At 36.7% G+C, this 23,836-nt stretch carries 16 protein-coding genes; 1 reads left to right on the top strand and 15 read right to left on the bottom strand.

What is annotated here, in order from left to right:
• Window positions 1–7: 7 nt before the first annotated feature.
• From N824_RS21175 to N824_RS21140, 8 genes are all read right to left on the bottom strand, one after another.
• Entirely contained in the window at window positions 8–3,025 is a 3,018-nt protein-coding gene (locus tag N824_RS21175) for a tetratricopeptide repeat protein (protein ID WP_048907139.1), read from the bottom strand.
• A 133-nt stretch (window positions 3,026–3,158) separates the two neighbouring features.
• Window positions 3,159–4,091, bottom strand: a complete 933-nt coding sequence (locus N824_RS21170) for an aspartate carbamoyltransferase catalytic subunit (protein WP_048907138.1) — start codon at window positions 4,089–4,091, stop codon at window positions 3,159–3,161.
• A gap of 1 nt (window position 4,092) precedes the next feature.
• Window positions 4,093–4,641: a bifunctional pyr operon transcriptional regulator/uracil phosphoribosyltransferase PyrR gene (gene pyrR, locus N824_RS21165; protein WP_048907137.1), complete on the bottom strand. Its 549-nt coding sequence runs from the start codon at window positions 4,639–4,641 to the stop codon at window positions 4,093–4,095.
• A gap of 85 nt (window positions 4,642–4,726) precedes the next feature.
• Entirely contained in the window at window positions 4,727–6,340 is a 1,614-nt protein-coding gene (locus N824_RS21160) for a beta-N-acetylhexosaminidase (RefSeq protein WP_048907136.1), read from the bottom strand.
• A gap of 115 nt (window positions 6,341–6,455) precedes the next feature.
• A complete protein-coding gene (rpsA, locus tag N824_RS21155; protein ID WP_048907135.1) occupies window positions 6,456–8,390 on the bottom strand; it encodes a 30S ribosomal protein S1 in 1,935 nt (644 codons plus the stop codon).
• A gap of 173 nt (window positions 8,391–8,563) precedes the next feature.
• Window positions 8,564–9,538 (bottom strand): GlxA family transcriptional regulator, encoded by a 975-nt coding sequence (locus N824_RS21150; protein WP_048907134.1) that lies wholly within the window; start codon window positions 9,536–9,538, stop codon window positions 8,564–8,566.
• A 132-nt stretch (window positions 9,539–9,670) separates the two neighbouring features.
• Entirely contained in the window at window positions 9,671–10,828 is a 1,158-nt protein-coding gene (locus N824_RS21145) for a PepSY domain-containing protein (protein ID WP_048907133.1), read from the bottom strand.
• Between the two features lie 8 nt (window positions 10,829–10,836).
• Window positions 10,837–13,236, bottom strand: a complete 2,400-nt coding sequence (locus N824_RS21140; protein WP_048907132.1) for a TonB-dependent receptor — start codon at window positions 13,234–13,236, stop codon at window positions 10,837–10,839.
• Between the two features lie 264 nt (window positions 13,237–13,500).
• Here N824_RS21140 and N824_RS21135 point away from each other — a divergent pair, with 264 nt between their 5' ends.
• A complete protein-coding gene (locus N824_RS21135) occupies window positions 13,501–14,517 on the top strand; it encodes a LacI family DNA-binding transcriptional regulator (RefSeq protein WP_048907131.1) in 1,017 nt (338 codons plus the stop codon).
• A gap of 211 nt (window positions 14,518–14,728) precedes the next feature.
• Here N824_RS21135 and N824_RS21130 read toward each other — a convergent pair whose 3' ends face one another.
• The 7 genes from N824_RS21130 to cmk all read right to left on the bottom strand — a co-directional run bounded on the left by N824_RS21130 (window position 14,729) and on the right by cmk (window position 23,759).
• Complete coding sequence (locus N824_RS21130) at window positions 14,729–14,932, bottom strand: hypothetical protein (RefSeq protein WP_048907130.1); 204 nt, start codon at window positions 14,930–14,932, stop codon at window positions 14,729–14,731.
• Window positions 14,933–15,009: 77 nt separating this feature from the next.
• Window positions 15,010–16,323: a HAMP domain-containing sensor histidine kinase gene (locus tag N824_RS21125; protein WP_048907129.1), complete on the bottom strand. Its 1,314-nt coding sequence runs from the start codon at window positions 16,321–16,323 to the stop codon at window positions 15,010–15,012.
• A gap of 28 nt (window positions 16,324–16,351) precedes the next feature.
• Window positions 16,352–17,029: a response regulator transcription factor gene (locus tag N824_RS21120; protein WP_048907260.1), complete on the bottom strand. Its 678-nt coding sequence runs from the start codon at window positions 17,027–17,029 to the stop codon at window positions 16,352–16,354.
• An 88-nt stretch (window positions 17,030–17,117) separates the two neighbouring features.
• The gene (locus N824_RS21115; RefSeq protein WP_048907128.1) at window positions 17,118–18,518 is read right to left on the bottom strand and encodes an efflux transporter outer membrane subunit; all 1,401 of its coding nucleotides are present in this window, start codon (window positions 18,516–18,518) and stop codon (window positions 17,118–17,120) included.
• A 10-nt stretch (window positions 18,519–18,528) separates the two neighbouring features.
• Window positions 18,529–21,705 (bottom strand): efflux RND transporter permease subunit, encoded by a 3,177-nt coding sequence (locus tag N824_RS21110; RefSeq protein ID WP_048907127.1) that lies wholly within the window; start codon window positions 21,703–21,705, stop codon window positions 18,529–18,531.
• A gap of 45 nt (window positions 21,706–21,750) precedes the next feature.
• A complete protein-coding gene (locus N824_RS21105; RefSeq protein ID WP_048907126.1) occupies window positions 21,751–22,917 on the bottom strand; it encodes an efflux RND transporter periplasmic adaptor subunit in 1,167 nt (388 codons plus the stop codon).
• A 161-nt stretch (window positions 22,918–23,078) separates the two neighbouring features.
• The gene (cmk, locus tag N824_RS21100; protein WP_048907125.1) at window positions 23,079–23,759 is read right to left on the bottom strand and encodes a (d)CMP kinase; all 681 of its coding nucleotides are present in this window, start codon (window positions 23,757–23,759) and stop codon (window positions 23,079–23,081) included.
• Window positions 23,760–23,836 lie beyond the last annotated feature (77 nt).

The raw sequence follows: 23,836 nt of genomic DNA, 5'->3' as shown, positions 1-23,836 counted from the left end.
CTTAATCTTATTTAATTTTTTCTAATTTCTCTTTAGCAGTTGGGACGATATCATCCTTGCCTTCATAATTGTCGATGATACTTAAGAGTGTACTTTTAGCTTGTAACTTATCTTTTAGAGCTACATAATTATCTGCTAATAAAAGGAACGATTTGGCAACCCAATAGTCATAAGAGGCCATATTGTTAATCAGATCAAAACATGTTTTAGTTGAGGTTTTATAATCAGCGTTGGCATATTGTACCGCAGCGATATTGTATTTAGCTTCGGCAGCTGCCAAGGTTTTAGTTTTACTAACTACATTATTAAAAGCTTTTACGGCACTTGTTGTGTCGCCCTTTAATAAATAAGCTTTACCTGCATATAGATCAGCACTGTTCTTTTCTTCCTCAGAGCCTTTTTCAGACTCTTTAATCAACTGAACATACTTGATCATATCATCGGGCATCTTTAATGCATCGTAAGCTTTCAGAAGATTATTTATAGCGTAACTATGGTGAACTTTGTAATCGGCAGTAGTTTCTAATCTTTTTAGATAAACAATTGCTTCGTTATATTTCTTCTGATCTAAAAACAATTGAGAAATACTTACCAGTGAACGCTCAGTATAATCACTTGTCCAGTCATTAAGAATGTACTCATAATCTGCAACAGCTTCCAGAGGTCGACCAAGTTTAACCAATGACTCAGCTCTAACAAACTTAGCTTCTTTGTCATGTATTGCTTTCGGATACTTATCAAAATAAGCATTTACAGCTTCGAAAGCACCTTTGAAGTCGCCTTTCAAATAAAGGTTATTTGCTCCCTGAAAAACTATATTATCTTGTTCTGCTTCAGAGAAATTACCTAGAGGAGTTGAATTAGCATAGGTGATGAAACCTTGTGAATCACCACGGTCAACATAGATATTCTTGATAGATTCTAGTGCCTGTTTTGCTTCTTCACTACTGGCGTAGTCTCTGATTACTTTTTTGAACGACTCTAATGCCTGATCGTCTTTATCCTGATTATATTGTACAAGACCAATGGTAACCAAAGCTCTTGGAACATAACTGCTATTAGGATACAAACTAACTAAACTAATAAGATCTGTACTGGATTTATCGAAATTTCCAATATTGAAATAGGTATAAGCAGTTTCGAAACCAGCATCATCAGCGTAATTAGAATTAGGGAACTGTTTAAGAAGATCCTGCATGGTTCCAATTTTGGCCTCATTTTGGTTTTCCAATCCCTGGATCATGCCACGTTGAAAAAGTGCATAATCTTCTCCTGTGGATCTGGCATTGATGATCTTGTTATAATTTACAAGCGCATTGCCATAGCTTTTATTTACAAAATATGAGTCAGCTAACCTTATTATGGCATCGTTGACTGTTTTCTGATCCTTATCGTTACCCGCTAGGAAGCGTTCAAAGTATGTAGCTGCTTTTCCGTAGCTTTCGTTTTCAAATGCAGCGTAAGCAAGGGCATAATTTGCAAAATTATACACCCCGGTTTTATCAGCATCAGGCATTCCGAGGAATGTCTCGAAATGTTTAACAGCTTCACCAAATTTTCTTAATTCATAAGAAGCCTCAGCTTTCCAATAGGTACTTAATGCGTGAATTTCTTTATCCTCCGGGAACTTCTCAGAACGTAAGAACATTGATAAAGCGTTAGGAAAAGCCCGCTCGTTATAAAACTCTAGTCCTCTAAAGTAAGTTACTTTTTGATAAGCTTCTCTGGCCTCTGGCGATTTGCTTTGAATAGGTTCAAGAATATCTATAGCAGCCTGATAGTTTTTACTGGTCAATAGAATTTCTCCAAGTAAAGTTTTTGCTTCGTTAATTTTGCGGGAAGTTGGAAACTGTTTTAAAAAGTTCTGAGTTGCTTCAAGGGCTTGCTGATTAAAGTCCAGTTCATAACTTAGCCTTGCATAGTTGATCCATGATTCTTCTTGTATAACTTTATCAAAGTCAAGTCTTGATGCTCTGAAGAAAGCACTTCTGGCTTTTTCTTTGTTTTTAAGAATAATGAAAGAGCGACCTAAAGTGTACATCCCGCTTTGAAGGTATACATCATCTGTATCGAGTTTTTCTAAAATTGAAACTGATTCAGGATATCTTTTCAATTGAAATAACGAGTATCCGTATTGATAAATGAAAAGGTTATTTTTAACATTTGATTTATCTTTAGCGTAGAACTCTTTAAAATACTTCTCCGCATTTACAAAATCAGATTTTGCAAAGTATGATGCAGCAATAAGACTTAACATCTCTGCCTCATATTGTTGTTTTGAAGATTTAAGGATAGGCAGGGCGTATTCTAATACATCATCATATCTTTCATCAAGATAATACATTGAAGTAATGTAATAAGGATAACTTGCCTCGTATGTTGGAGATCCTTTAAGTTTTTCAAAGTTGCTTAATGCAGTTTTATATTCTTTGTTCAGGTAATTAATGTACGCAAAATAATAGGTAGCACTTTCCTGGAAAGGAGATTTTTCTTTTTTAACAGTTTCAAATAAAGGCTCGGCTTTTTCAATGTCGTTCTGTAAAAAATAAGCATATCCTTGCTTAAACTGATATTCTAAACGTTGCTTAGCAGAAAGTGTAGAAGGGTCTGTTTTTTCAAACCACTCTAATGCTTTTTTGTAGTTTTTCTGATCAAAGTATGATTTTCCTACGTGAAAATAGGCAAGTTTTGTATTGGGATTAAGCGGATAATCTTTTATGAAATTTTGAAATAAACTCTCTGCATCATTATTACCCAATTCTAATGCACAAACAGCAGCATAGAATTTAGCATTCTCTTTTAATAAAGAAAGTTCTGAATTGCTTTCCTGTTGTGTTCCTGGTTTTTGTCTAAGCTGTTCAACCAGTTTAAATTGCTGGGCGGCAGCAACGTATTTTTCATTGTCAAGCAGTTCGAGTCCTGTTTGATAATTTTTATTGAGGTTAACTAGTAGGCTCGACTGGGCATAACTTGCAGTATAGCCGCCTGCTAGTAACAGCGGAATAAAAAAGTATTTTTTTTGCATCTGATTTCAAATATGGTTGGTACTAATATAGATATAGTATTGTGTCTTGATAGCATAAGAAATTAACATGTGTTAATAACACAGGTTTAACGAACAGAAAAAGAAAATGGTATAAAAAAGCTGTTAAAGAAAGTTAATCTCTTTGCGAGGCAAGTAAATAAAGCACTGCCATCCTTATAGCAACGCCATTTTCTACCTGTTCTAAGATGATTGATTGTTTGCTATCAGCAACATCACTGGTAATCTCCACACCTCGGTTAATTGGGCCTGGATGCATTACAATGATTTCTTTATCCAGATTGTCCAAAATCTGTTTATTCAATCCATACATCATGGCATATTCCCTTAATGAGGGGAAATATTTAATGTCTTGCCTTTCCAGCTGGATGCGGAGCATATTTGCCACATCGCACCAGTTGAGTGCTTTAATTAGATTATGCTCAACCTTTACACCAAGACTTTGTATGTGTTTAGGGATTAAAGTAGTAGGGCCGCAAACCATCACCTCAGCACCAAGTTTTTGTAAGCAAAGAATATTTGATATGGCAACTCTGGAATGCAGGATGTCGCCAACGATTACTACTTTTTTCCCGGCTACATCGCCCAGTTTCTGGCGAATGGAAAAAGCATCAAGTAAAGCTTGAGTTGGATGCTCATGGGCACCATCTCCTGCGTTTACAATTTGAGCTTTGATATGTTTACTTAAAAATTGTCCGGCTCCGGCATATGGATGTCTCATCACTACCATATCCACTTTCATAGCGAGGATATTGTTTACAGTATCTATTAGCGTTTCTCCTTTACTTACAGAGGAAGAAGACGCTGCAAAATTAACCACATCAGCCGATAACCTCTTTTCTGCCAGTTCAAAAGAAAGTTTGGTTCTGGTGGAGTTTTCGAAGAAGATATTGGCAATGGTGATATCCCTTAAAGATGGAACCCTTTTGATAGGTCTGTTAATTACATCCTTAAAGTTATCTGCAGTTTCAAAAATCAATTCAATATCATTCCGGTTAATATCTTTGATACCTAAAAGATGTCGGGTTGATAATTTCTCTACTGCCATACTATTTATTGCTTTCTGATAATAAGATAACTTTGTCTTCTCCTTCGGTTTCTTTCCAGCTTACCTTAACTTTTTGTGAGTTTAGGCTGTCTACCTTCTGGCCGATGTAATCTGGCTCAATAGGTAGTTGTCTGGAAAAACGCCTGTCAATTAATACCATTAGTTCAACCTTTTCCGGTCTTCCATATGCCAATAATGCGTCCATTGCAGCCCTAATCGTTCTGCCTGTCCACAATACATCATCAATAAGGATAACATTCTGGCCTTCAATTATAAAATCTATGGTATTGCTGTTTGCAGAAACTATTCCATCCTTTCTCCTAAAGTCATCTCTAAAAAAGGTAATGTCCAGATTGCCTTTTTTAATATTGGTTTTCTTAAGGATTTGTGAAAGCTCTTGTTGCACCCTGTTGGCAAAGTAACTGCCTCTTGGCTGTATACCTATTAAAACAGTATTAGAAAAATCGATGTGATTCTCAATTAATTGATGACAAAGTCGCTTAATTGTGATTTGGAATTTTTGTCCGTCTAGCAGGGTTCTCTTTTGCATTGACTAATGATTAGGCAAATATAAAAAAATCGAATTGAATTTAATGGTTGTTTTTGATAAAATTGAAGAAAGAAATATAAATCCCTTATTGATCAGTTAAGTATCTTTTACTATAATTTATTTTTAACAAGTCATATCGTTTAAATTGAACCTTTAGTCTTCTTCTGAAATCCACATAATTGCGTTTATTTTTTGGGCTCCATAAAACTTCGCTAAGTGCATCTAATCTGGGGAAAAGCATGTATTCAGCTTTGGCTGGATTTGCAATATATTCCGACCAAAGATTTCCCTGTCCGCCCCAAATATATTCTGCTTCCTGGGGAGTAAGTTCAGCAGGAACGGGCTCATAATCGTAAACGGTTTTTAGTGGTAAAAATTTAGCCGCCGTCAATGAGTCATCTTTCATAAACTGACTGTGATTAAAGTACATAGAATTTTCTGGAGTCATGATTACTTTATGGTGTTGTTTTGCCGCTGCAATGCCACCTTTCTCTCCACGCCAGCTCATCACAATAGCATTAGGCGCCAGGCCGCCATCCAGAATCTCATCCCATCCAATTATCGTTTTTCCTTTACTGTTTACAAATTTTTCCATTCTATGAATAAAATAGCTTTGTAAGCCATTCTCATTTTTTAGTCCTTTTTCTTTAATCAGTTTTTGGGCAAATGGAGATTGTTTCCACCAGATCTTTGAACATTCGTCCCCTCCAATATGAATGTATTGAGACGGGAATAATTCCATTACTTCTGTCAGAACATCCTCTAAAAAGCTAAACGTTTTCTCCGTTGGCTGTAGCACGTTATTGAATTTATTGAAGATGCCCCATGTTTGTGCCACCTGAGTCGGTATAGCAGGAGTAGTTCCCAATTCCGGGTAAGCAGCTAATACTGCCATATTGTGCCCGGGCATTTCAATTTCAGGAACAACGGTGATATACCTTTCTGCCGCATATTTTATTACCTCTTTAACTTCCTCCTGTGTATAGTATCCTCCATATCTAATTCCGTCGTTTCCCGTTCCAGGATAAAGGCCAACAATGGTTCCATTGCGCCAGGCACTAATTTGTGTAAGCTTAGGGTGTTTTTTAATCTCTATCCGCCAGCCATGATCATCAGTCAGGTGCCAATGGAAATAGTTTAGTTTGTGCAATGCCAGATAATCAATATATTTCTTGATAAAACTAACATCAAAAAAATGCCGACTAACATCAAGATGCATTCCCCTATAGGCAAAGCGGGGATAATCAATAATCTCTACCGTTGGAATAACTAGCTTTTCCGTACTGTCTGGTTGCGATGGTAAAAGCTGTATAATGCTTTGTATTGCATAGAAAATGCCTTGAGGAGATGGTGATCCTACATTTATTGTGGTTGGAAGTACTGAGAGTGTGTACCTGTCAGGATTGGAATATAATGTACTGTCTACAATTAATTTTATGGATCGCCGAGGGCCAATTTTTGCAATCTCAGTAATTATATCCAGTCGTAAGTTATAATGGTTAGAAATATAATCTGATAAGAATTGAGCGGAAGATTGCGCTTGTGAAGTGTTAATAAAAATCACAGTGTTTTTTTCGATACTAAATTTCTCGTTAGGCATAGATCCTGCTCTCATTTCAACGGGTGCCGGTATTATATCTTGCGCACTCATTTTAAAGGAAAGAATGATAAGTAAAAATAAGCTAAGCGTTATTCTCATAGTAGGAGGTATAATGTATGTTGCTCAAAAGTAATAAATATGAGTCCAAATTTTAGAGCAAAAAAAAGGCCCTCAAATTTTGAGGGCCTTTATATCATATATAAGTTAAATGGAACTAGCTTTTTTTAGCTTTGTTCTCTTCACCTTCCATTTGTTGTTTCAGTTGTGCAAGCACGCCTAAATCACCCAATGTAGATTTTTCAACTGAATCTTTAACTTTTTTCACTGCATTGCTAGATGCTTTAGCTTCTTTTTTCTTAGTAGCTCTTTCTTCAGCAACAGCTTCAGCTTTAGCCTCTTCCCAGATACGGGCGTGAGAAACAACGATACGTTTAGCATCTTTGTTAAACTCAATGATTTTGAAATCATTAGTTTCTTCAGCTTTGATTGTAGTACCATCTTCTTTAGCCATATGCTTAGTAGGTACGAAACCTTCAACACCATAAGGTAAAGCAATAACAGCACCTTTATCAGTTACTTTAACAACAGTTCCCTGGTGGATTGAATCTACAGTAAAGATAGTTTCAAAAGTATCCCAAGGGTTTTCTTCAAGTTGTTTGTGACCTAAGCTTAGTTTGCGGCTTTCAACGTCTAATTCAAGAACAACTACGTCTAATGTATCACCAACTTTAGTGAATTCGTTAGGGTGGTTAACTTTTTTAGACCAAGAAAGATCAGATATGTGGATTAAACCGTCAATACCTTCTTCGATTTCAACAAATACACCGAAGTTAGTCATGTTTTTAACTACAGCGGTGTGTTTGCTTCCGATAGGATATCTTTCAGCAACATTTTGCCAAGGATCTTGAGTTAATTGTTTAATGCCTAAGCTCATTTTACGCTCGTCTCTGTCTAAAGTTAAAACTTCAGCTTCGATTTCGTCGCTAACTTTCAGGAATTCCTGAGGGCTGCGTAAGTTTTGAGACCAAGACATTTCTGATACGTGAATTAAACCTTCAACACCAGGAATGATTTCAAGGAAAGCACCGTAATCAGCAACAGTAACAATTTTACCTTTAACTTTAGAACCAACAGCTAAGTTAGCATCTAAAGATTCCCAAGGGTGAGGAGTTAATTGTTTTAATCCTAATGCGATACGTTTTTTCTCGTCATCAAAGTCAAGAACTACAACGTTGATTTTTTCATCTAAGCTCAATACTTCTTTTGGATGCTCTATGCGGCCCCAAGAAATATCAGTGATGTGAAGTAAACCATCAACGCCACCTAAATCGATGAATACACCGAAGTCAGTGATGTTTTTAACAGTTCCTTCAAGTACCTGACCTTTTTCAAGTTTAGATACGATCTCAACTTTTTGGCTTTCTAAGTCGTCTTCAATTAAGATTTTATGAGATACAACTACGTTTTTAAACTCGTGGTTGATCTTAACAACTTTGAATTCCATTGTTTTACCCACGTATACATCGTAATCGCGGATAGGTTTGATGTCAATTTGAGAACCTGGTAAGAAAGCCTCAACACCCATAATGTCAACGATAAGACCACCTTTAGTACGGCTTTTAACAAATCCGTTGATGATTCTGTCATTGTCAAGGGCTTCATTGATAGTTTCCCATGATCTCTGAGTTTTAGCTCTTTTACGAGATAAAATCAATTGGCCGTTAGCATCTTCTGGAGCTTCCACGAAAACGTCAACTTTATCGCCAACTTTCAAATCAGGTGTATCACGGAATTCAGAAGTAGATACTAAACCGTCTGATTTAAATCCAACGTTCAATACCACGTCTTTGTTGTTTATAGAAACAACAGTACCGCTAATGATTTCACCTTGAGTGATTTGATTGAAAGTATCGGTATACATGTCTTCAAACTTCTTACGGTCTTCATCAGAGTATTTTCCGAAAACTTTATCATCAGCATCCCAGTCAAAATCTTGATCAGGTGTTGCTAACGATGATTTGATCTGTTCGATCGACACTGAATCAGCTTCTGATTCAATGGTTTCTTTTTCTGCAAGACGAGCATCTGCGCCTTGTAGTTCAGCTGTTTTAGCCTCTAGTTCTTTTTCTGCTACTTGTTTTTTAGCCATTAAAATTAAATCTCCTTTTCCCGTTAGGGACGGCAAAGATAATAATTAATATTTTTAAAGAAAAGACTTTTTTGATAAATGTTGTTGATTTAGAACAGATTGTGTAGAGATTGCCACAACATTTAAATAAGCATATATATTATAGTTATTCTAAAAAGGTTGGGGTACCTGGGCTATGCAACCCGCACTTTAAATTTATCGCGATAATCTTTAGGAGGCATTCCAGAATTCTTTTTGAATAGCTGTCTAAAGGTTTTAAGATCATTATATCCTGAATTTAGCATAACCTCCAAAATGCTTTGATTTGTTTGTTCAAGTAGTTTTTTTGCGGCTTCTATCCTGGTTTTTTGAAGATATTCAATTAGTGTGTTCCCTGTAGCCTGTTTAAACCGCCTGATAATATTGCGCCGGCTAGAGGGGATTTGTTTTAATATATCTTCAATTGTTATAGGCTCACTGTAGGTGTTTTCCATGCAATGCTGGATTTTGGAGACCAGTTCATCTCCATGGTCGCGAATAGGGGTAAAGGACCCAAAATGACTTTGTTGCTCGCGGTTCATATCAATTGAGAATATTTTGGCTACGCGTACTGCTACATCCCGATTGCAATAGTTATGAATTAATCTAAGCAATAAATGGAAGCTACTTGTTGCCCCACCACTTGTATATATTCTTGTATCATGAGTAACTACGGCATCAGGCTTAAAAGTTACATCCGGAAAATAAGAAGCAAAAGCTGAGCTGGCATTGATGTGCGTAGTTGCTTGTTTACCATTTAACAAACCGCTTGCGGCCAGTAAGAATGCTCCAGTGCAGAAACTAGCAACCTCTGCACCTTTTTTATATTGTTGCTGTAGCCAGGGTAAAAACTCAACATTCTCATTTAAGGACAAGCCTATTTCTCCGGTATCAAATGCAGGTATTAACACAATATCTTGTTTGTCGGAAGAAGTTAAAAGCTTGGGAATATATTTTTCAAAAGTGGCTACTTCATTGGTATAATCTCCAATGTAAAATAGATTCAGATTAAAAATAGCATCCTTACCATTGGATTTATAATAGCTGTTTACAGTGTCAAATACATCTAAGATCGCAGCAATACTAAGGAGACGATATTTTTTAGTTAATAATAGTGCAACTTGTATCATAGGTTTTGTATTTGGAAATGCAAATTAGGAAAAAAATGTTCAAGGTAATGATTTCTTCACACAATGCTCACACTTCCTTCCCAAAACCACAAATGGGCACTTTTTTGTGAAGGAGTATACATGATGTGTGAATCAATTGAGGGATTGCTTGCTTTTCTTTTTACGTCCGCGCCAAATCAGGAAACCGGTGATGGGTAGGCTGGCAGCAATCAAACTGGCCGCAAAGGCCATTATTTTCCCTGGAAGACCTAGCACAGCTCCCACATGAATGTCGTAGTTCATACGGGCTAATTTATCTGCTGCTGTCGCATTTGCTAGTTTGCCATACATATGGTTTACTTCTATTTCTTGCAGCGTGTAACGGTCGTAAAACAGATAGTCTGACTTCCAATAAGTGTCGGGATCGGGATTAATCGATATTTCTACTGCTGAGTTTTTAGCATGAGGTGGATGCACATCCATACTGCCCTCGAAACCGGGTCTATCGGCTCTTGCCTTTGCCCAAAGAATATCCTCCGCCGGTGCTTTACCCACAGTTGATGCAACTAATTTAGCATCAAGAGCGCTTTTTGAGATACTTTCTTCAAAAGGAACCATCTGCTTACCTGCCGAAGATACCCAGTAGACAGATTTAGCAAACCATTGAAAACCCATTACCAACCCGGAAAATGCCAGAAAAATCAGCACCCAGGTCATATAAAAACCAAATACATTGTGCAGGTCATAATTTACCCTTCGCCATTTTGCATTCCATTTTATAGTAAAACGTTTTTTGCTCGCAGCTTTATTTTTAGGCCACCAAAGTATCAATCCTGAAAATAATAGGAAAGTAAACAACAGGGTAGCGGTAGCGAGCATAGGCTGGCCAATATTTGGAGGAAGCCAGAGATAATAGTGACCCATGATCATAATCCTGAAAAAGTCCCAGGCCATGTCTTTCACTTTCAATACTTCACCTGAATATGGATTTACATATACAGTCCAATAATAGTCTTCACCCTCTTTAAAATAAGATACTATTGAAGCCCTTCCGTTTTGGTATCCTATACTATGGGCTTCTTTACCGGGGAGGGCATGATCTGCAATTTTTTTTATTTCAGAAGGTGGTAGCAGCGGTTGATTTCTAATCTCCGCATATCTGTACGATTGTACAGTATCTTCTATCTCTCGTTGAAATGCAAGTATACAGCCGGTGATACCTAAAAAACAGACAAAAAGCCCGGATGTTAATCCGAGCCATAAGTGTATTCGTCCGATCCAGTACTTGAATCTGTTTTTATTTTTGTTCACTGGCTGTTCTAAAATTTATAAGATAAACTAAGTCTATAATTTCTAGGAGCTTCCGCCTGCCAATAGAATGATTTTAACCAACTGTAATAGGAGCCTGTATACAGATACTTATCAAATATATTAAATACATTAGCATTTAGTCTAAGTTTACTATTTTCCCAAAATAGACCTCCATCAACTTTAAAATAATTAGGTAAACGGACATCAGATTCGCTCCATGAATCTGTCTCGCGATTGGCTAGGTGAGTGAAACCTGCTGATATACCTGTCCCTTTTAGTACTCCATTTTGTAATTTATAACTTAACCAGGCATTTGTGGTATGTTTCGCGTAACCAGGTACAATATCACCTTTGGCGATTGCTAGATCGGAAGGGACATCACTGCCTACCTTGTTTACACGGGAATCAGTAAGCGCATAATTAGCTGTTAACGTTAACCCGGAAATGATTTCACCTCGTATATCAAATTCAATACCCTGGGCTCTTTTCTGTCCCAATAAGAAATATTTTGGATTGTTGATGTTTTGAGGATTTGGTTCTGCTTGTGCTTCATTGTTCTTAAGTATCCTATATACTGCAAGTGTAGTATTCCATGAGCCATTCTTCCCCCAGTCCTTTTTAATTCCAAATTCAACGTTGTTACCTGTAATCGGTTTTACTGCTCCGCCATTTAATAATCTTCCTGCGGTTTGCGGAACAAAAGACTGATCGTATAGTCCATATACAGATGTTTGACTATCAATAGTATAACTCAATCCCGCCCGAGGGGTGAATTTCTTGCCGGATGTAGAACCGAAATAAAATTGTTTTACATAGGTATAGCGGCCTGCCAATGTCAATCTCAATTTGTTGTCTATGAAGCCCAACTCATCCTGCGCATATAAACTGCTGTATTCTTGTGAAATTACACCACCAGCAATGGTAGCCCTTGCTTCCAGATTGAGTGAACGGTCAAATTGAGGAAAGCCATTTGAAGGTACGCCATAATTCGGATTGCTGTTGTCAAAAGGCGAAGCCTCTGTGTCCAGGTCATGGCTTTGACCCCAGTCTGCAAAATAATTTTTGTTACCTAAGTCGAAACCTGCAAGTATGCGATGTCTAACTGCTCCGGTTACCACAGTACCATTAATGAAGCCTTGTGCCATTGTCATTTCACTTTTTGCATCCCAGATACCAACATTTCTAATCAGCGTGCCATTATCGTTAACCTTTGTCGGCCACATTGAAGACCCATTTTGCTGATAGTTAAAATATGAAGCAGCAGCTGTTATTTTCCAATTATCGTTGATCTCATGAGTTAAATTTAAGAATAAACTATGATCATTTATTTTTGTTAGGGGTAATCCAGGTGCTACTTGTGTAAAATTCCTTGGAAGTTTAGCGTATCCATCAGTGGCAAATACGTAAAAGGAACCAACGTTTGTCATTGCTGCATGCTGAAGAGCATATTCGGCGGTGAGTTTCGTTTTATCATCTATTTGGTAAGAAACAACGGGAGCTATGCTGTAGCGATTATTTGATTCATAATCTCTGAACGATTTTTTATTCTGACCAGCCAGATTCAGGCGGTAAAGCAGCTTTCCACTTTTATTTAGTTTTCCGTCAAGATCAACTTCCGCACGGTATAAGCCAAAGCTGCCGGTTGTCAAAGACAATTGACCTTTTTCCTGTCCTGTAGGTTTTTTAGTTACAACATTGTAAAGGCCACTTGGATCTCCATTAGAAACCATAAAGCCGGCGGGACCTTTTACAAATTCAATGTGATCAACAAAACTCATGTCTTCCGTTAAGGGTCCCCAATAAGAACTCACTACGTTGAAGCCATTGCGTAAAGCCTGTATTTGTGAGCCACGCATGGTAATATTTGTATACAAGTCTCCCCAATGTTCAAGTCTAACAGCACCGCTTACATTACGAATTAGCCCGTCGCTCATACTGATTATTTGCTGATCGGCCAATGCAGAAGAGGTTACAATTTGAATGTTTTGTGGAATTTCTAACAGGGGTTGGTTTAATCTTAAAGAGGAAGAGGGTTGATCTACTTTGTATCTTTTTGCATTTGTTGATATGTTTACCTCTTCCAGTGTGCTAAGGTTTTCTCTCAACACAAAATCAACTTTAGTACTTGCAGATTCTGTAACCTCTGCTGTTTTTTCCTGAGGACTTAAGCCAATTGCTGAAACCCTTATTGTATATTTTCCAGGATTCACTTTGTTGATTTCATAGTCACCCTTTTCATTTGTAGTTGCCCCAAATGGTGTCCCAATTAACTTAACTGATACAAATGCAGCATTATGTCCATCTGATGTAGTGATCTTTCCAGTGATGCTGCCAGGTTGTTGGGCCATAGCGCTAACTGAGAGGAATAACAGCGTTATAAGTAAATTAACTAGTCTAAAATTATTCATTTATTCTTTTGTTTGTTTATTTGGATTAATTCTAATTTGCTGCAAAGTAAGTGTCTAATATCCTATAATCAAAATTTATTTAGAATTAGTCTAATCTGGTTGGCTTTTTGGTTTTGAAAAATGTCTTTAAAATATTGAATTAAGAGAAAAACAGGAGTGTTTTGGAAGACTCTTGTTGTTTTTTATGATAAGGTGCTTATATGGAAAAAATAGGAAATAATTCCTGATTTACTATATTGCATCATTAATAGGGAAATTAAGTTAATGGAAAAAAAAGTTTCAATTAAGGATATCGCCAAATTGTTGGGTATCTCAATCAGTACGGTTTCTTTCGTAGTAAATGGTAAAGCTAAAGAGAAAAGAATTAGTGAGCCCTTGACTAAGAAAGTTTTAGAACTTGTTGAAGAGCTAGGTTATAAACCGGATGCTCTGGCAAAAAGTTTTCGTACTGGAAAAACCAATATTATAGGGTTTTTAGTTGATGATATTTCTGAACCCTTTTTTTCCAGCATTGCACGGCTTATAGATGAAAAAGCTTCGCAAAAGGGGTATAAAATTATCTATAGTAGTACAAAAAATAATAAAACAAAAGCACAGGAATTATTACAGATTTTCCAGGACCGACATGTTGATGGTTATATTATAGCTCTTCCTCATGGTTTGGAAGATGAGGTAAAATTGTTGACGAAGAGCAGGAAACCAGTTGTGTTGTTTGACAGGTATTTTCCTGATATAAAAACTGATTATGTAATTATTAATAATCATCAGGGTACATACAGTGCTGTTCAGCATTTAAAGGATAAGGGATATAAGAACATTGGATTTATTACTATAGATACAATTGAGCAGCAAATGCTTGACCGTTTGAGTGGTTATGAAGATGCAGTTAAAGCGGAAGGGTTAAACTCATACGTTAAAAAACTAAATTATGCTCCTTCGAACGAATTAATTCAAGAGGTTGCTGATTATTTGAAAGAAGAAAAAAAGTTGGATGCAGTGATATGCGCTACTAACTACATCACTATGGCAAGTCTAAGAGCAATCCAGAAATTGGGCTTAAAAATTCCTAAAGACATCGCTCTGTTATCTTTTGATGATTTTGAGTTACTTGAATTTTCTGCCCCTCCAATTACTGCAGTAGCTCAGCCCCTTGAAAAAATCGCTGAAAATATTATGAAAATATTATTGAATAGACTTGATAATCAAAAGGGCGATCATGAACCTTACGAAGTAATCTTACCTACAGTCTTAAATATCAGGGACTCAACTGTAGTAAAATAATAACAACAATTTCTGTGATTTAGCCAAGAATTATATTGGTTGAATTTATCTCTATGATCTTAAAACCAGAGCGGGGCCGAGAGTTAAAAGATGAGGGTAAAATGCTTATGCGTAGTATTTAAGAGAGAATCCGGGTTATTGCTTGTAAATAAAAAAGCCGCCTGTTAATAAACAGACGGCTAGACAAAACTATTGAACCTAATTAATTGACTTATTTTTTAATTTCAGCTGCTTTTGGAGCAACAGCTGTAGTTGTTTTTTTTACTGCGGCTTTTTTATGTGATTTAGTTTTGTGGGCTACAGGTTTTTGAGCAGCAGCAGTCGTTTGAGCAGCTGGTTTTTGAGCAGCAGGAGTTTGTGCAAATGCGCCAAAAGTTGTTGCAACTAATGCTAACGCTAAGATTGTTCTTTTCATATCTAAAATTATTTTGTGTTAATTGTTAGATCAAAGTTGCAAAGCAAACATGAAGATTTAATGAAGATAGATAAAGGCTAAAAATGGAAAATTAATTCGACCGTAGTGCCTTTATCTTTTTTAGATTTGATATCAATTATGATCTGATGAAATGCCGCTATACTTTTTGCAATAGCAAGGCCCAGACCATAACTATCTTCCTTTTTTGATTCGAATTTTTCGAAACGGACAAAAGCATTTTTCACTTCGTCCAGGTTCATTCCTTGACCGGTGTCGGCAATGTAAAGATGAAAACCATCATGTTCTTTTTTGCTATATATGTTTATCAGACCTGATTCAACATTGTATTTAATGGCATTGCTAACCAAATTACTTATTAAGGTGTGGAGCAGTGAACGATTGCCGGTAAAAGTAAAATCTTCGGGAAGGTTGATGTTTAGTGTTAACTTCTTCATCAATAGCCTGTGTTCCAGTTCCTCATAGACCTCTGTTACTGTATCTTTTATTGAAATAAGATCCGGCTTATTAAACTGATTATTTTCAACTTTAGAGATTAGTAACAAGCTGTTTATAATTGATTTCAGGCGACTTAGCGTTTTGAGGCACGCAAATAGTTTGTTTTCACCCTCTTGAGTTAGTTGTTCATCGTTCAGCAAATTTTCTAATCGGGTATTTAAAACTGAGAGGGGTGTAAGTAATTCATGAGAGACATTGGCTATAAATTCCTTTTCTGTAAGAAATAAGGTTGCAATTTTATTCATTAATATACTGATACTATTATCCAGTATTTTGAAATCTTCTGTTGTGGTCTTTATTGGTTCATAATTGAAATTAATTGGGTCATTTACCCTATTTAGCTTCTGATCTATAATCCGATAAAAAGGAGCTAATAAGAACTGAGTGAAAGCCAGATCGGTTATTAATGTTAAGATAACTGCGGCAAGGAGTATAAAAAATGTAAAAACTGAAATGGTATGTTCTAATTGGTATACCGTTGCCATGGTCTCGCCCAATTCGAGTTCATACCTTGTTCCTTCAAAAACCAGATCCGTAGTAAGGATCTGATACTCTTCTTCACTATCTTCTATACTACGTATCTCTTGACTAAAGTGATTTTTAAGAGGTTTGTTATCTTGTTTAACCTCTTTTAGAATGATGTATTCTTCCTTAAGTAAGTTATAATCGGTAAAGGTTTTTTGTTGTGTGAGTAAGTCATTAATCTCTCCAGTTGAGAGGTTTGATACAAATTTAGCTTTCTTCTGAATCAAACGCTTCTGAAGGTGTTTTATCGAAATATGATTAATAGATGCCAGTATTAATATCCCCAGAAAGGTAATAATAGCGATCTTGGTTAGTGTATTGTATAAAGCAAGCTTAAATTGTAATTTCATAATTGGATTGCCTATATGAAATTACACATTAGAAGTTGATTCTGTATCCAATACTTCTAACGGTTTCAAACCAGTTAATGGAAGCATGAGCTGATAGTTTTTTACGTAGATTTTTAACATGTACATCAACAAAGTTTGAATCTGAATTAATTTCCAGAATATCTCCCCAAACATGTTCGGTAAGGTTCACTCTTGAAATTACTCTGTTTTTGTTTAGCACCAGGTAATTGAAAATTTCAAACTCCTTATTTGTCAAATTAATTTTTTCTCCATTAAAACAAACCTCATGATTTTTAATGTCCAGGGTAAATTTGTGAACATTTATCTCATTCATTTCGAGCTTATGCTTGCGCCTGATAATGGCATGCATTCTAGCCAAAAGTTCTGTTAAAGAGAAAGGTTTTGCCAGATAGTCGTCGGCCCCAGCCTCTAACCCCTTAATCCGATCATCAACATCACCACGTGCGGTAAGTATAATCACGGCATCATCACGACCGCCGATTTGTTTTAACTGATGTAAGAGTTCAAAACCATCGCCACCGGGCAATCCCAGATCAAGTAAAATGAAGTCATAAGAATTTACAAAGATCTTTTCTTCAGCAGATGACTTTTTCCAGGCATGTTCAATGGTATATCCTTCTTTGCCTAGAAATTCAGCCATTTCGAGCGCTAATGTTTTTTCATCTTCAACAATAAGTATTTTCATTTCTAATACACTAAAAACCTGCATGAGCTATATTATTTTAAAAATAATAAACTCATGCAGGTTTTTGTAATATTAATCAATTAGATTTCTATTTCCAACCGCCACCCAGGGCTCTGTATAAATTAACAATTGATTGAAGTTTCTGAAGACGATCATTTATACTATTCAGTTGCGCAGCTAAGAGGCTCTGCTCAGAGGTTAAAACATCTGTATAGTTGGTCGCCGAGCTATAACGAAGCAACTCTTTTGTGTAATCTACTGCTTTGGTAAGAGATGCAATCTGCTTTGCTCTGGTTGTTTCTTTTTCAGATGCCGTTTGGTAAGCAAATAATGCATTTGAAACCTCCTGTCCGCTAGTTAGAAGCGTTTGTTGAAAACTATAGAATGCTTGTTGCTGTTGTGCCTGAGCAGTTTTCAATCTAGCCTTATTTTGCCCTTTATTGAATATAGGTTGTGTAATGCCTCCAATTAGGTTGTAAAATACAGATTGGTCAAAGAAATTTTTCAGGTCAAGGCTCGATAATCCACCATTAGCAGTTAATGTTAAAGCAGGATAGAAGTATGTTTTTGCTGTATTCGTATTTTCAAACGCTGATCTGAAAGCAAATTCAGCCGCCTGTACATCTGGTCTATTTTGTAATAGCTGCGACGATACACCTGTCTCCAAACTATTATATGGCTGTTGCTCATCTAAAGTAGTGCGGTTAATCGCTCCAGGTCCTTTTCCTAAAAGTATGCTAAGTGCATTTTCTGTCTCTTTGATACTCTTCTTAAGATCTGGGATAGTAACCTGCGCTGCATATAAATTTGCTTCACTTTGTACAACTGCTGCTCCATTAACTATTGCACCTTCTTTTAAAGATTTCATGGTTTCAACATCAGTTTCTCTGATTTTTACAGTTTGTTCTGTAATAGCTAGTTGTTTATCCAGAGCAAGTAAGTTGTAATAAGTGTTTGCAATATTGGCAATTAGTTGCGTTTGTACTGCCCTTTTTGCCGCATCTGTTTGTAATAATGAAGCATATGCTGATCTTTTGGCGCTACTAAGTTTACCCCATATGTCAGCTTCCCAACTTGTACTTAATTGTGCTTTATAGGTTTGCGTTTCTGTATTGATATTTATTCCTGGAGGGAAGTTTAATGCCGCTCTTGATTGTTTAGCATCAGTAACAGATAAATCTCCACTTAAACTAGGCAAAAAAGCAGCTTTACTTTGTCTTAATGTAGCTTCAGCAATTTTAATACGTTCAACAGCCTGCTTTAAATCAAGGTTTTCATTTAAACCTTGTTGAATTAAAGTTTGTAAAGTGCCATCAGCGAATAAAGTTTTCCAGGGTAAATTTGCGATAGTCGCAGTATCGGTTCCTGTTTTGTCGCGGTAAAGATCATTGCTGTTTAAGGCCGGGCGCTCATATTTTTTAGTTACACAGGCGGTTAAACAGAGTGTGGCAAAACCGATGATTATATAAGATTTATATCTAAAGTTCATGTGATTAAATTTAATGTTCACGGGTATCTACTGCCGGGAATTCAAGTTCTGCTTGTTCTTTAACAATACCTTCTTCAAAAGGAGATTTGTTGCTTACCTTTTCTTGTAAGGTTTGGAAAATGATGAATAGTGCGGGAATAACAAATATTCCAAATATTGTTCCTATAAGCATTCCCCCAACAGCACCTGTACCAATTGATTTATTACCTGCTGCACCAACCCCTGTTGAAAGCATTAAAGGTAATAGCCCAAGAATGAAGGCAAATGATGTCATTAAAATAGGACGTAAACGCGCAGTTGCTCCGTTAATAGCAGAATTTACTATGCTCATGCCTTTTCTTCTTCTATCTACGGCAAATTCAACAATCAAAATTGCATTTTTAGCCAGTAGGCCTACAAGCATGATCAGCGTGATTTGAGTGTAAATGTTATTGTCAATTCCGAAAATCTTATCGAAGATAAATACACCAGCTAGACCAATAGGAAGTGAAATTAGAACCGCAAGAGGCAAAATGTAACTCTCATATTGTGCACAAAGTAAAAAGTAAACGAACACAACACATAGAAGGAATATAAAAATGGTTTGACTACCACTTGACATCTCCTCACGAGATAATCCTGAGAATTCGTAACCATAACCAACTGGTAAGTGTATTGCAGCTTCTTCTTGTACAGCCTTTAGCGCATCACCAGAACTATATCCGTTGTTTGGATTTCCAGTTACGGCAATGGAAGTAAATAAGTTAAAACGGGAAATTGCCTGAGGACCATAAACCTTAGTTAAGGTTATGAATTCACTAACGGGCGCCATTTTGCCGCTTGCATTTCTTACATATATGTTATTTAAGCTAGCCTGATTCGCCCTGTATTGCGCATCAGCCTGGAACATAACGCGGTATTGTTTTCCGTATTTGTTAAAGTTAGAGGCATAAACACCACCATAATATCCCTGTAAAACACCTAAAACATCAGTAACAGTTAGTCCAGCTTGTTTTACTGTGGCTACATTAACATCAATTTGATATTGAGGGAAATTAGGGTTAAAGGAAGTAGATGCATATTGTATCTCAGGTCGTTTGCTAAGGGCTGCAAGGAAATCGTTCCCTATGGCATTGAACTTATTAATATCACCACCAGTTTTATCTTGTAATTGAAATTCAAAACCTCCACTGGTACCAAAACCTTGAATTGTAGGCGGTGCAAAGAAAATGATTTTCGCGCCTTTAATACTTGCTGTTTTAGCAAATAATTCACCAATAATCTGCTTTACGTCACGGGTTCTCTCATTCCAGGGTTTAAGTCTTGAAATTACCATACCATAAGAACTTCCAGATCCACTGATCATACTTCTACCAACTACCCTAATCGAGTTTCTAACTTCTGGAATAGCATGAACAATACTGTCAATTTGTGCAATAACTTCATTTGTCCGTTCCTGTGAAGTAGAAGCGGGTAATGAAATATCAGACATAATGGTGCCTAAATCCTCATTAGGAACAAATCCTTTAGGCGTGGTATTCATTGTCCAAACTAAAACTACTGTGAAAATGGCGATACCCAAACCAGCAATCCATTTCCTCCTGGCAAGAAATTTAACAGATCTTTTGTATCTGTTAGTCATCATATCAAATGAGGTATTAAAACCTACATAGAATTTTTGAAGGAAACTTTTCTTTTTCTCATGATCTTCTTCGTGAGGTTTTAAGAACAGCGCACAAAGAGCAGGGCTCAATGTTAATGCATTAATTGCTGATAATATGATTGCAATAGCAAGGGTTAATCCAAATTGTTTGTAGAATACCCCGGAAGACCCCTGGATAAAACTTACCGGAATAAATACAGCAGCCATAACCAATGTGATGGATATGATTGCTCCTGTAATGTCCTCCATGGCATCAATAGTGGCCTTTTTGGCCGATTTATAACCATGGTCGAGTTTAGCATGTACCGCTTCAACTACCACAATAGCATCATCCACAACAATACCAATGGCAAGAACCAGGGCAAAGAGTGTTAATAGATTTATGGTAAAGCCGAAAAGATTTAAGAAAAAGAACGTACCAATAATAGCCACCGGAACACTAATTGCAGGAATTAGGGTCGAACGGAAATCCTGAAGAAATATAAACACAACTAAAAACACAAGTATAAATGCTTCAACCAGTGTATGTATTACTTTTTCAATTGATGCATCAAGGAAATCATTAACATTTACAAGTGGTGCATAATGAACACCTTTTGGAAAGTTAACCGATGCATCGTCCAAAACCTTTATTGCGCCTTCGATAACATCTTTTGCATTTGATCCTGCGGTCTGGTTTATAGCAATACCAAGTGCAGGCTTACCATCAAACCTTACTGAACTGGCATAACTTTGAGCTCCTAATTCAATTCTTGCAATATCCTTAAGACGTAATACTTGTCCATTTGCAGCAGTTCTGATAATGATATTACTAAACTCACTTTCATTTTTTAGACGTCCTGAATATTTTAACGTGTATTGGAATGCCTGATTGCCTTGTTCTCCAAACTGGCCTGGGGCGGCTTCAACATTTTGTTCAGCAAGCGCTACATTAATGTCATTTGGTACTAAGCCATAAGTTGCCATAACTTCTGGCTTAAGCCAGATGCGCATGGTATAATCCATTAAACCAAAAGCATTCGCATCACCAACACCATTGATACGCTTAATTTGAGGTATTAAGTTAATGTTGGAGTAGTTTTGAAGAAACGTCTGGTCATAGGATGGATTATCACTATAAATACCGAAGATCAAAACGTTACTCGCTTGTTTTTTTGCTGTTATTACCCCCGCACGTGTAACCTCTGCAGGTAATAAACTGGTAGCTCTTGATACACGGTTCTGGACGTTTACAGCTGCAAGATCCGGATTTGTACCGAGTTTAAAGTTTACTGTGATTGTTGCTGTACCATCATTACTGGCTGTTGAGGTCATGTAGGTCATATCCTCAACACCGTTAATCTGTTCCTCTAGCGGAACAACAACACTGTTCATCACAACATCGGCATTGGCACCCTGATAGGATGCAGATACCTGAACTGTTGGTGGGGCAATTTCTGGATATTGAGATACAGGTAAAGTAATTAAACCTAGTACCCCCAATATTACAATTATAATGGATATAACTGTTGATAAAACAGGTCTCTCTATAAATTTCTTAAACATATATTCTATTTCAACCGGCTATTGCCGGATTGGATAAACTGTTATTTATTTTTTAAGATCAGCGAATACTGAATCTGCACTTTTTTCTTCCGGTTTAATCTCTGCACCATCTTTTAACGATTGGAAGCCTTCAAGTACAATCTTATCTCCGGCTTTAAGGCCTTTGGTAACTACATAGAAATTACCTTTTGCATTTTCCATGATTTCGATCTCCGTATTTTTAATGATTCCTTTGTCATCAACAACAAACACAAACTTTTTACCTTGTAAATCAGTAGTTGATTTTTGAGGGATAAGAATAGCATTCTCCAGATGCTGTGGTATACGTACCGATGCGCTGGCACCACTTCTTAAAAGTTTAGAAGGGTTTGAAAAAGTTGCTCTTAAACTCGCAGAACCTGTGTTGGTATTTATTAAGCCATTTATAGACTCAATTTTTCCATTCTCAGCATATGCACTTCCATCAGCTAATATTAACGAAACTGCAGGAATGTTTTTCATTTGCGCCTCAAGTGTTGCGCCTTTATAATTCCTCGAAAAATCAAGAAGTTGTTTCTCATTTAAAGAGAAATAAGCATAAACTTTTGAAATATTTGATACAGTGGTTAGCGGTTCTGCACTGCTGCCACTTACCAGGCTACCGGTTTTAAAAGGTATACTACCAATTACACCATCAACCGGACTAGTAATTGTGGTGTAACCAAGGTTTACCTTTGCATTAACCAATTCAGCTCTTGTCTGAGCTAATGCAGCTTTTCTACTTTGAAGCGTAAGTTGAGCAGCATCTAGATCATACTTACTAATGATATCTTTCTCAACTAAGGGTTTTGTTTTATTTACTTGTAGCTGTGCAGCATTCACATCAGCTTCGGCGCTACTAATTGCGGCGGTTGCAGTTCTAACCAATTGTTCATATTGTGGGGCATTGATGCTAAAAAGTCGCTGACCTTTCTTTACTACTGCGCCCTCGTCAACATAAATTTTCTCAATAAAGCCATCAACCTTTGGTCTGATGTCTACATTTTGAATACCTTCAATTGTTGCAGGATAGTCTGTTTCAAGTGATGTAGATTGAGCCGTTAATGCAACAACAGGATAGGCTTGTACCTGATTTGCCGCTCCGGCATCCTTTTTCTTATCATTACTCCCACAAGAACTAATGATTAATAAAACTGGTAATAAAAAATAAATAGATTGGAACTTTGTTTTCATTCTTGTAGCAGGTTTTTAAGATATTAACTATCGGGTGGCGAAATTATTCATACTTTAAAATAGATAAAACATCAAAATGTAATGTTTAACCTATTTCAGCTTTTGTAACTAAAGCTTTGCAGAAAAATAATAAAGTGATTAAGTGGTCGGAGACCCGAAAATCAGACGGGTAGATGCTGATGAACTTGCTCTAATGCAAAATCAAGCTGTTCTTCTTGTGTTAATTCTGTATTGTCAAGAATTATAGCATCTTCAGCCCGGGTTAGCGGGCTCTCTGCACGTGTTGTGTCTGCGTAATCTCTATGAGCTAGATTTTCAAAAACATCTTCCAGAGAAGTAACTGTATCGCCCTTACTTTGTAATTCTTTAAAACGACGTTCAGCCCTGATTTTAGGATCAGCAGTCATAAAAAACTTTACCTGAGCATCTGCAAATACTGTTGTGCCTATATCGCGGCCATCCATTACAATATTTTTAGACTTACCCATGCGTTGTTGCTGTTTTACCATTTCTTTACGCACAATTTTGTTCGCAGAGACTTCACTAACGTTTTCGGAAACAGGCATTTGTCTGATTTCTTCAGAAACCTCTTCGCCGTTCAGCGTAATATGAGATTCGTAATCTCTTGAGTGAAAGTTTAATTCGATATGCTGAAGTGCATCTTTTACTGCCTCAGGATCACTAATGTCGACTTTATTGCGAATAAAGAATAGGGTAACAGCACGGTACATAGACCCGCTGTCTATATAGATAAAACCTAGTTTTTTGGCTAAAGCCTTTGCAAGAGTACTTTTTCCGCATGAAGAATAGCCGTCAATAGCTATAACCAGATTTTTTCTCATATAAAGCAAAGCTAACAATTTGAGAAATGATTTTCAATCAAAATTTCTAATAAAGTAAATTGAAGGCAACAGAAATA

This window comes from Pedobacter sp. V48, assembly GCF_000523515.1.
GTDB lineage: Bacteria > Bacteroidota > Bacteroidia > Sphingobacteriales > Sphingobacteriaceae > Pedobacter.
The sequence above is the reverse complement of the archived record's forward strand: the minus strand, read 5'-3'. Positions and strand labels throughout refer to the sequence as shown.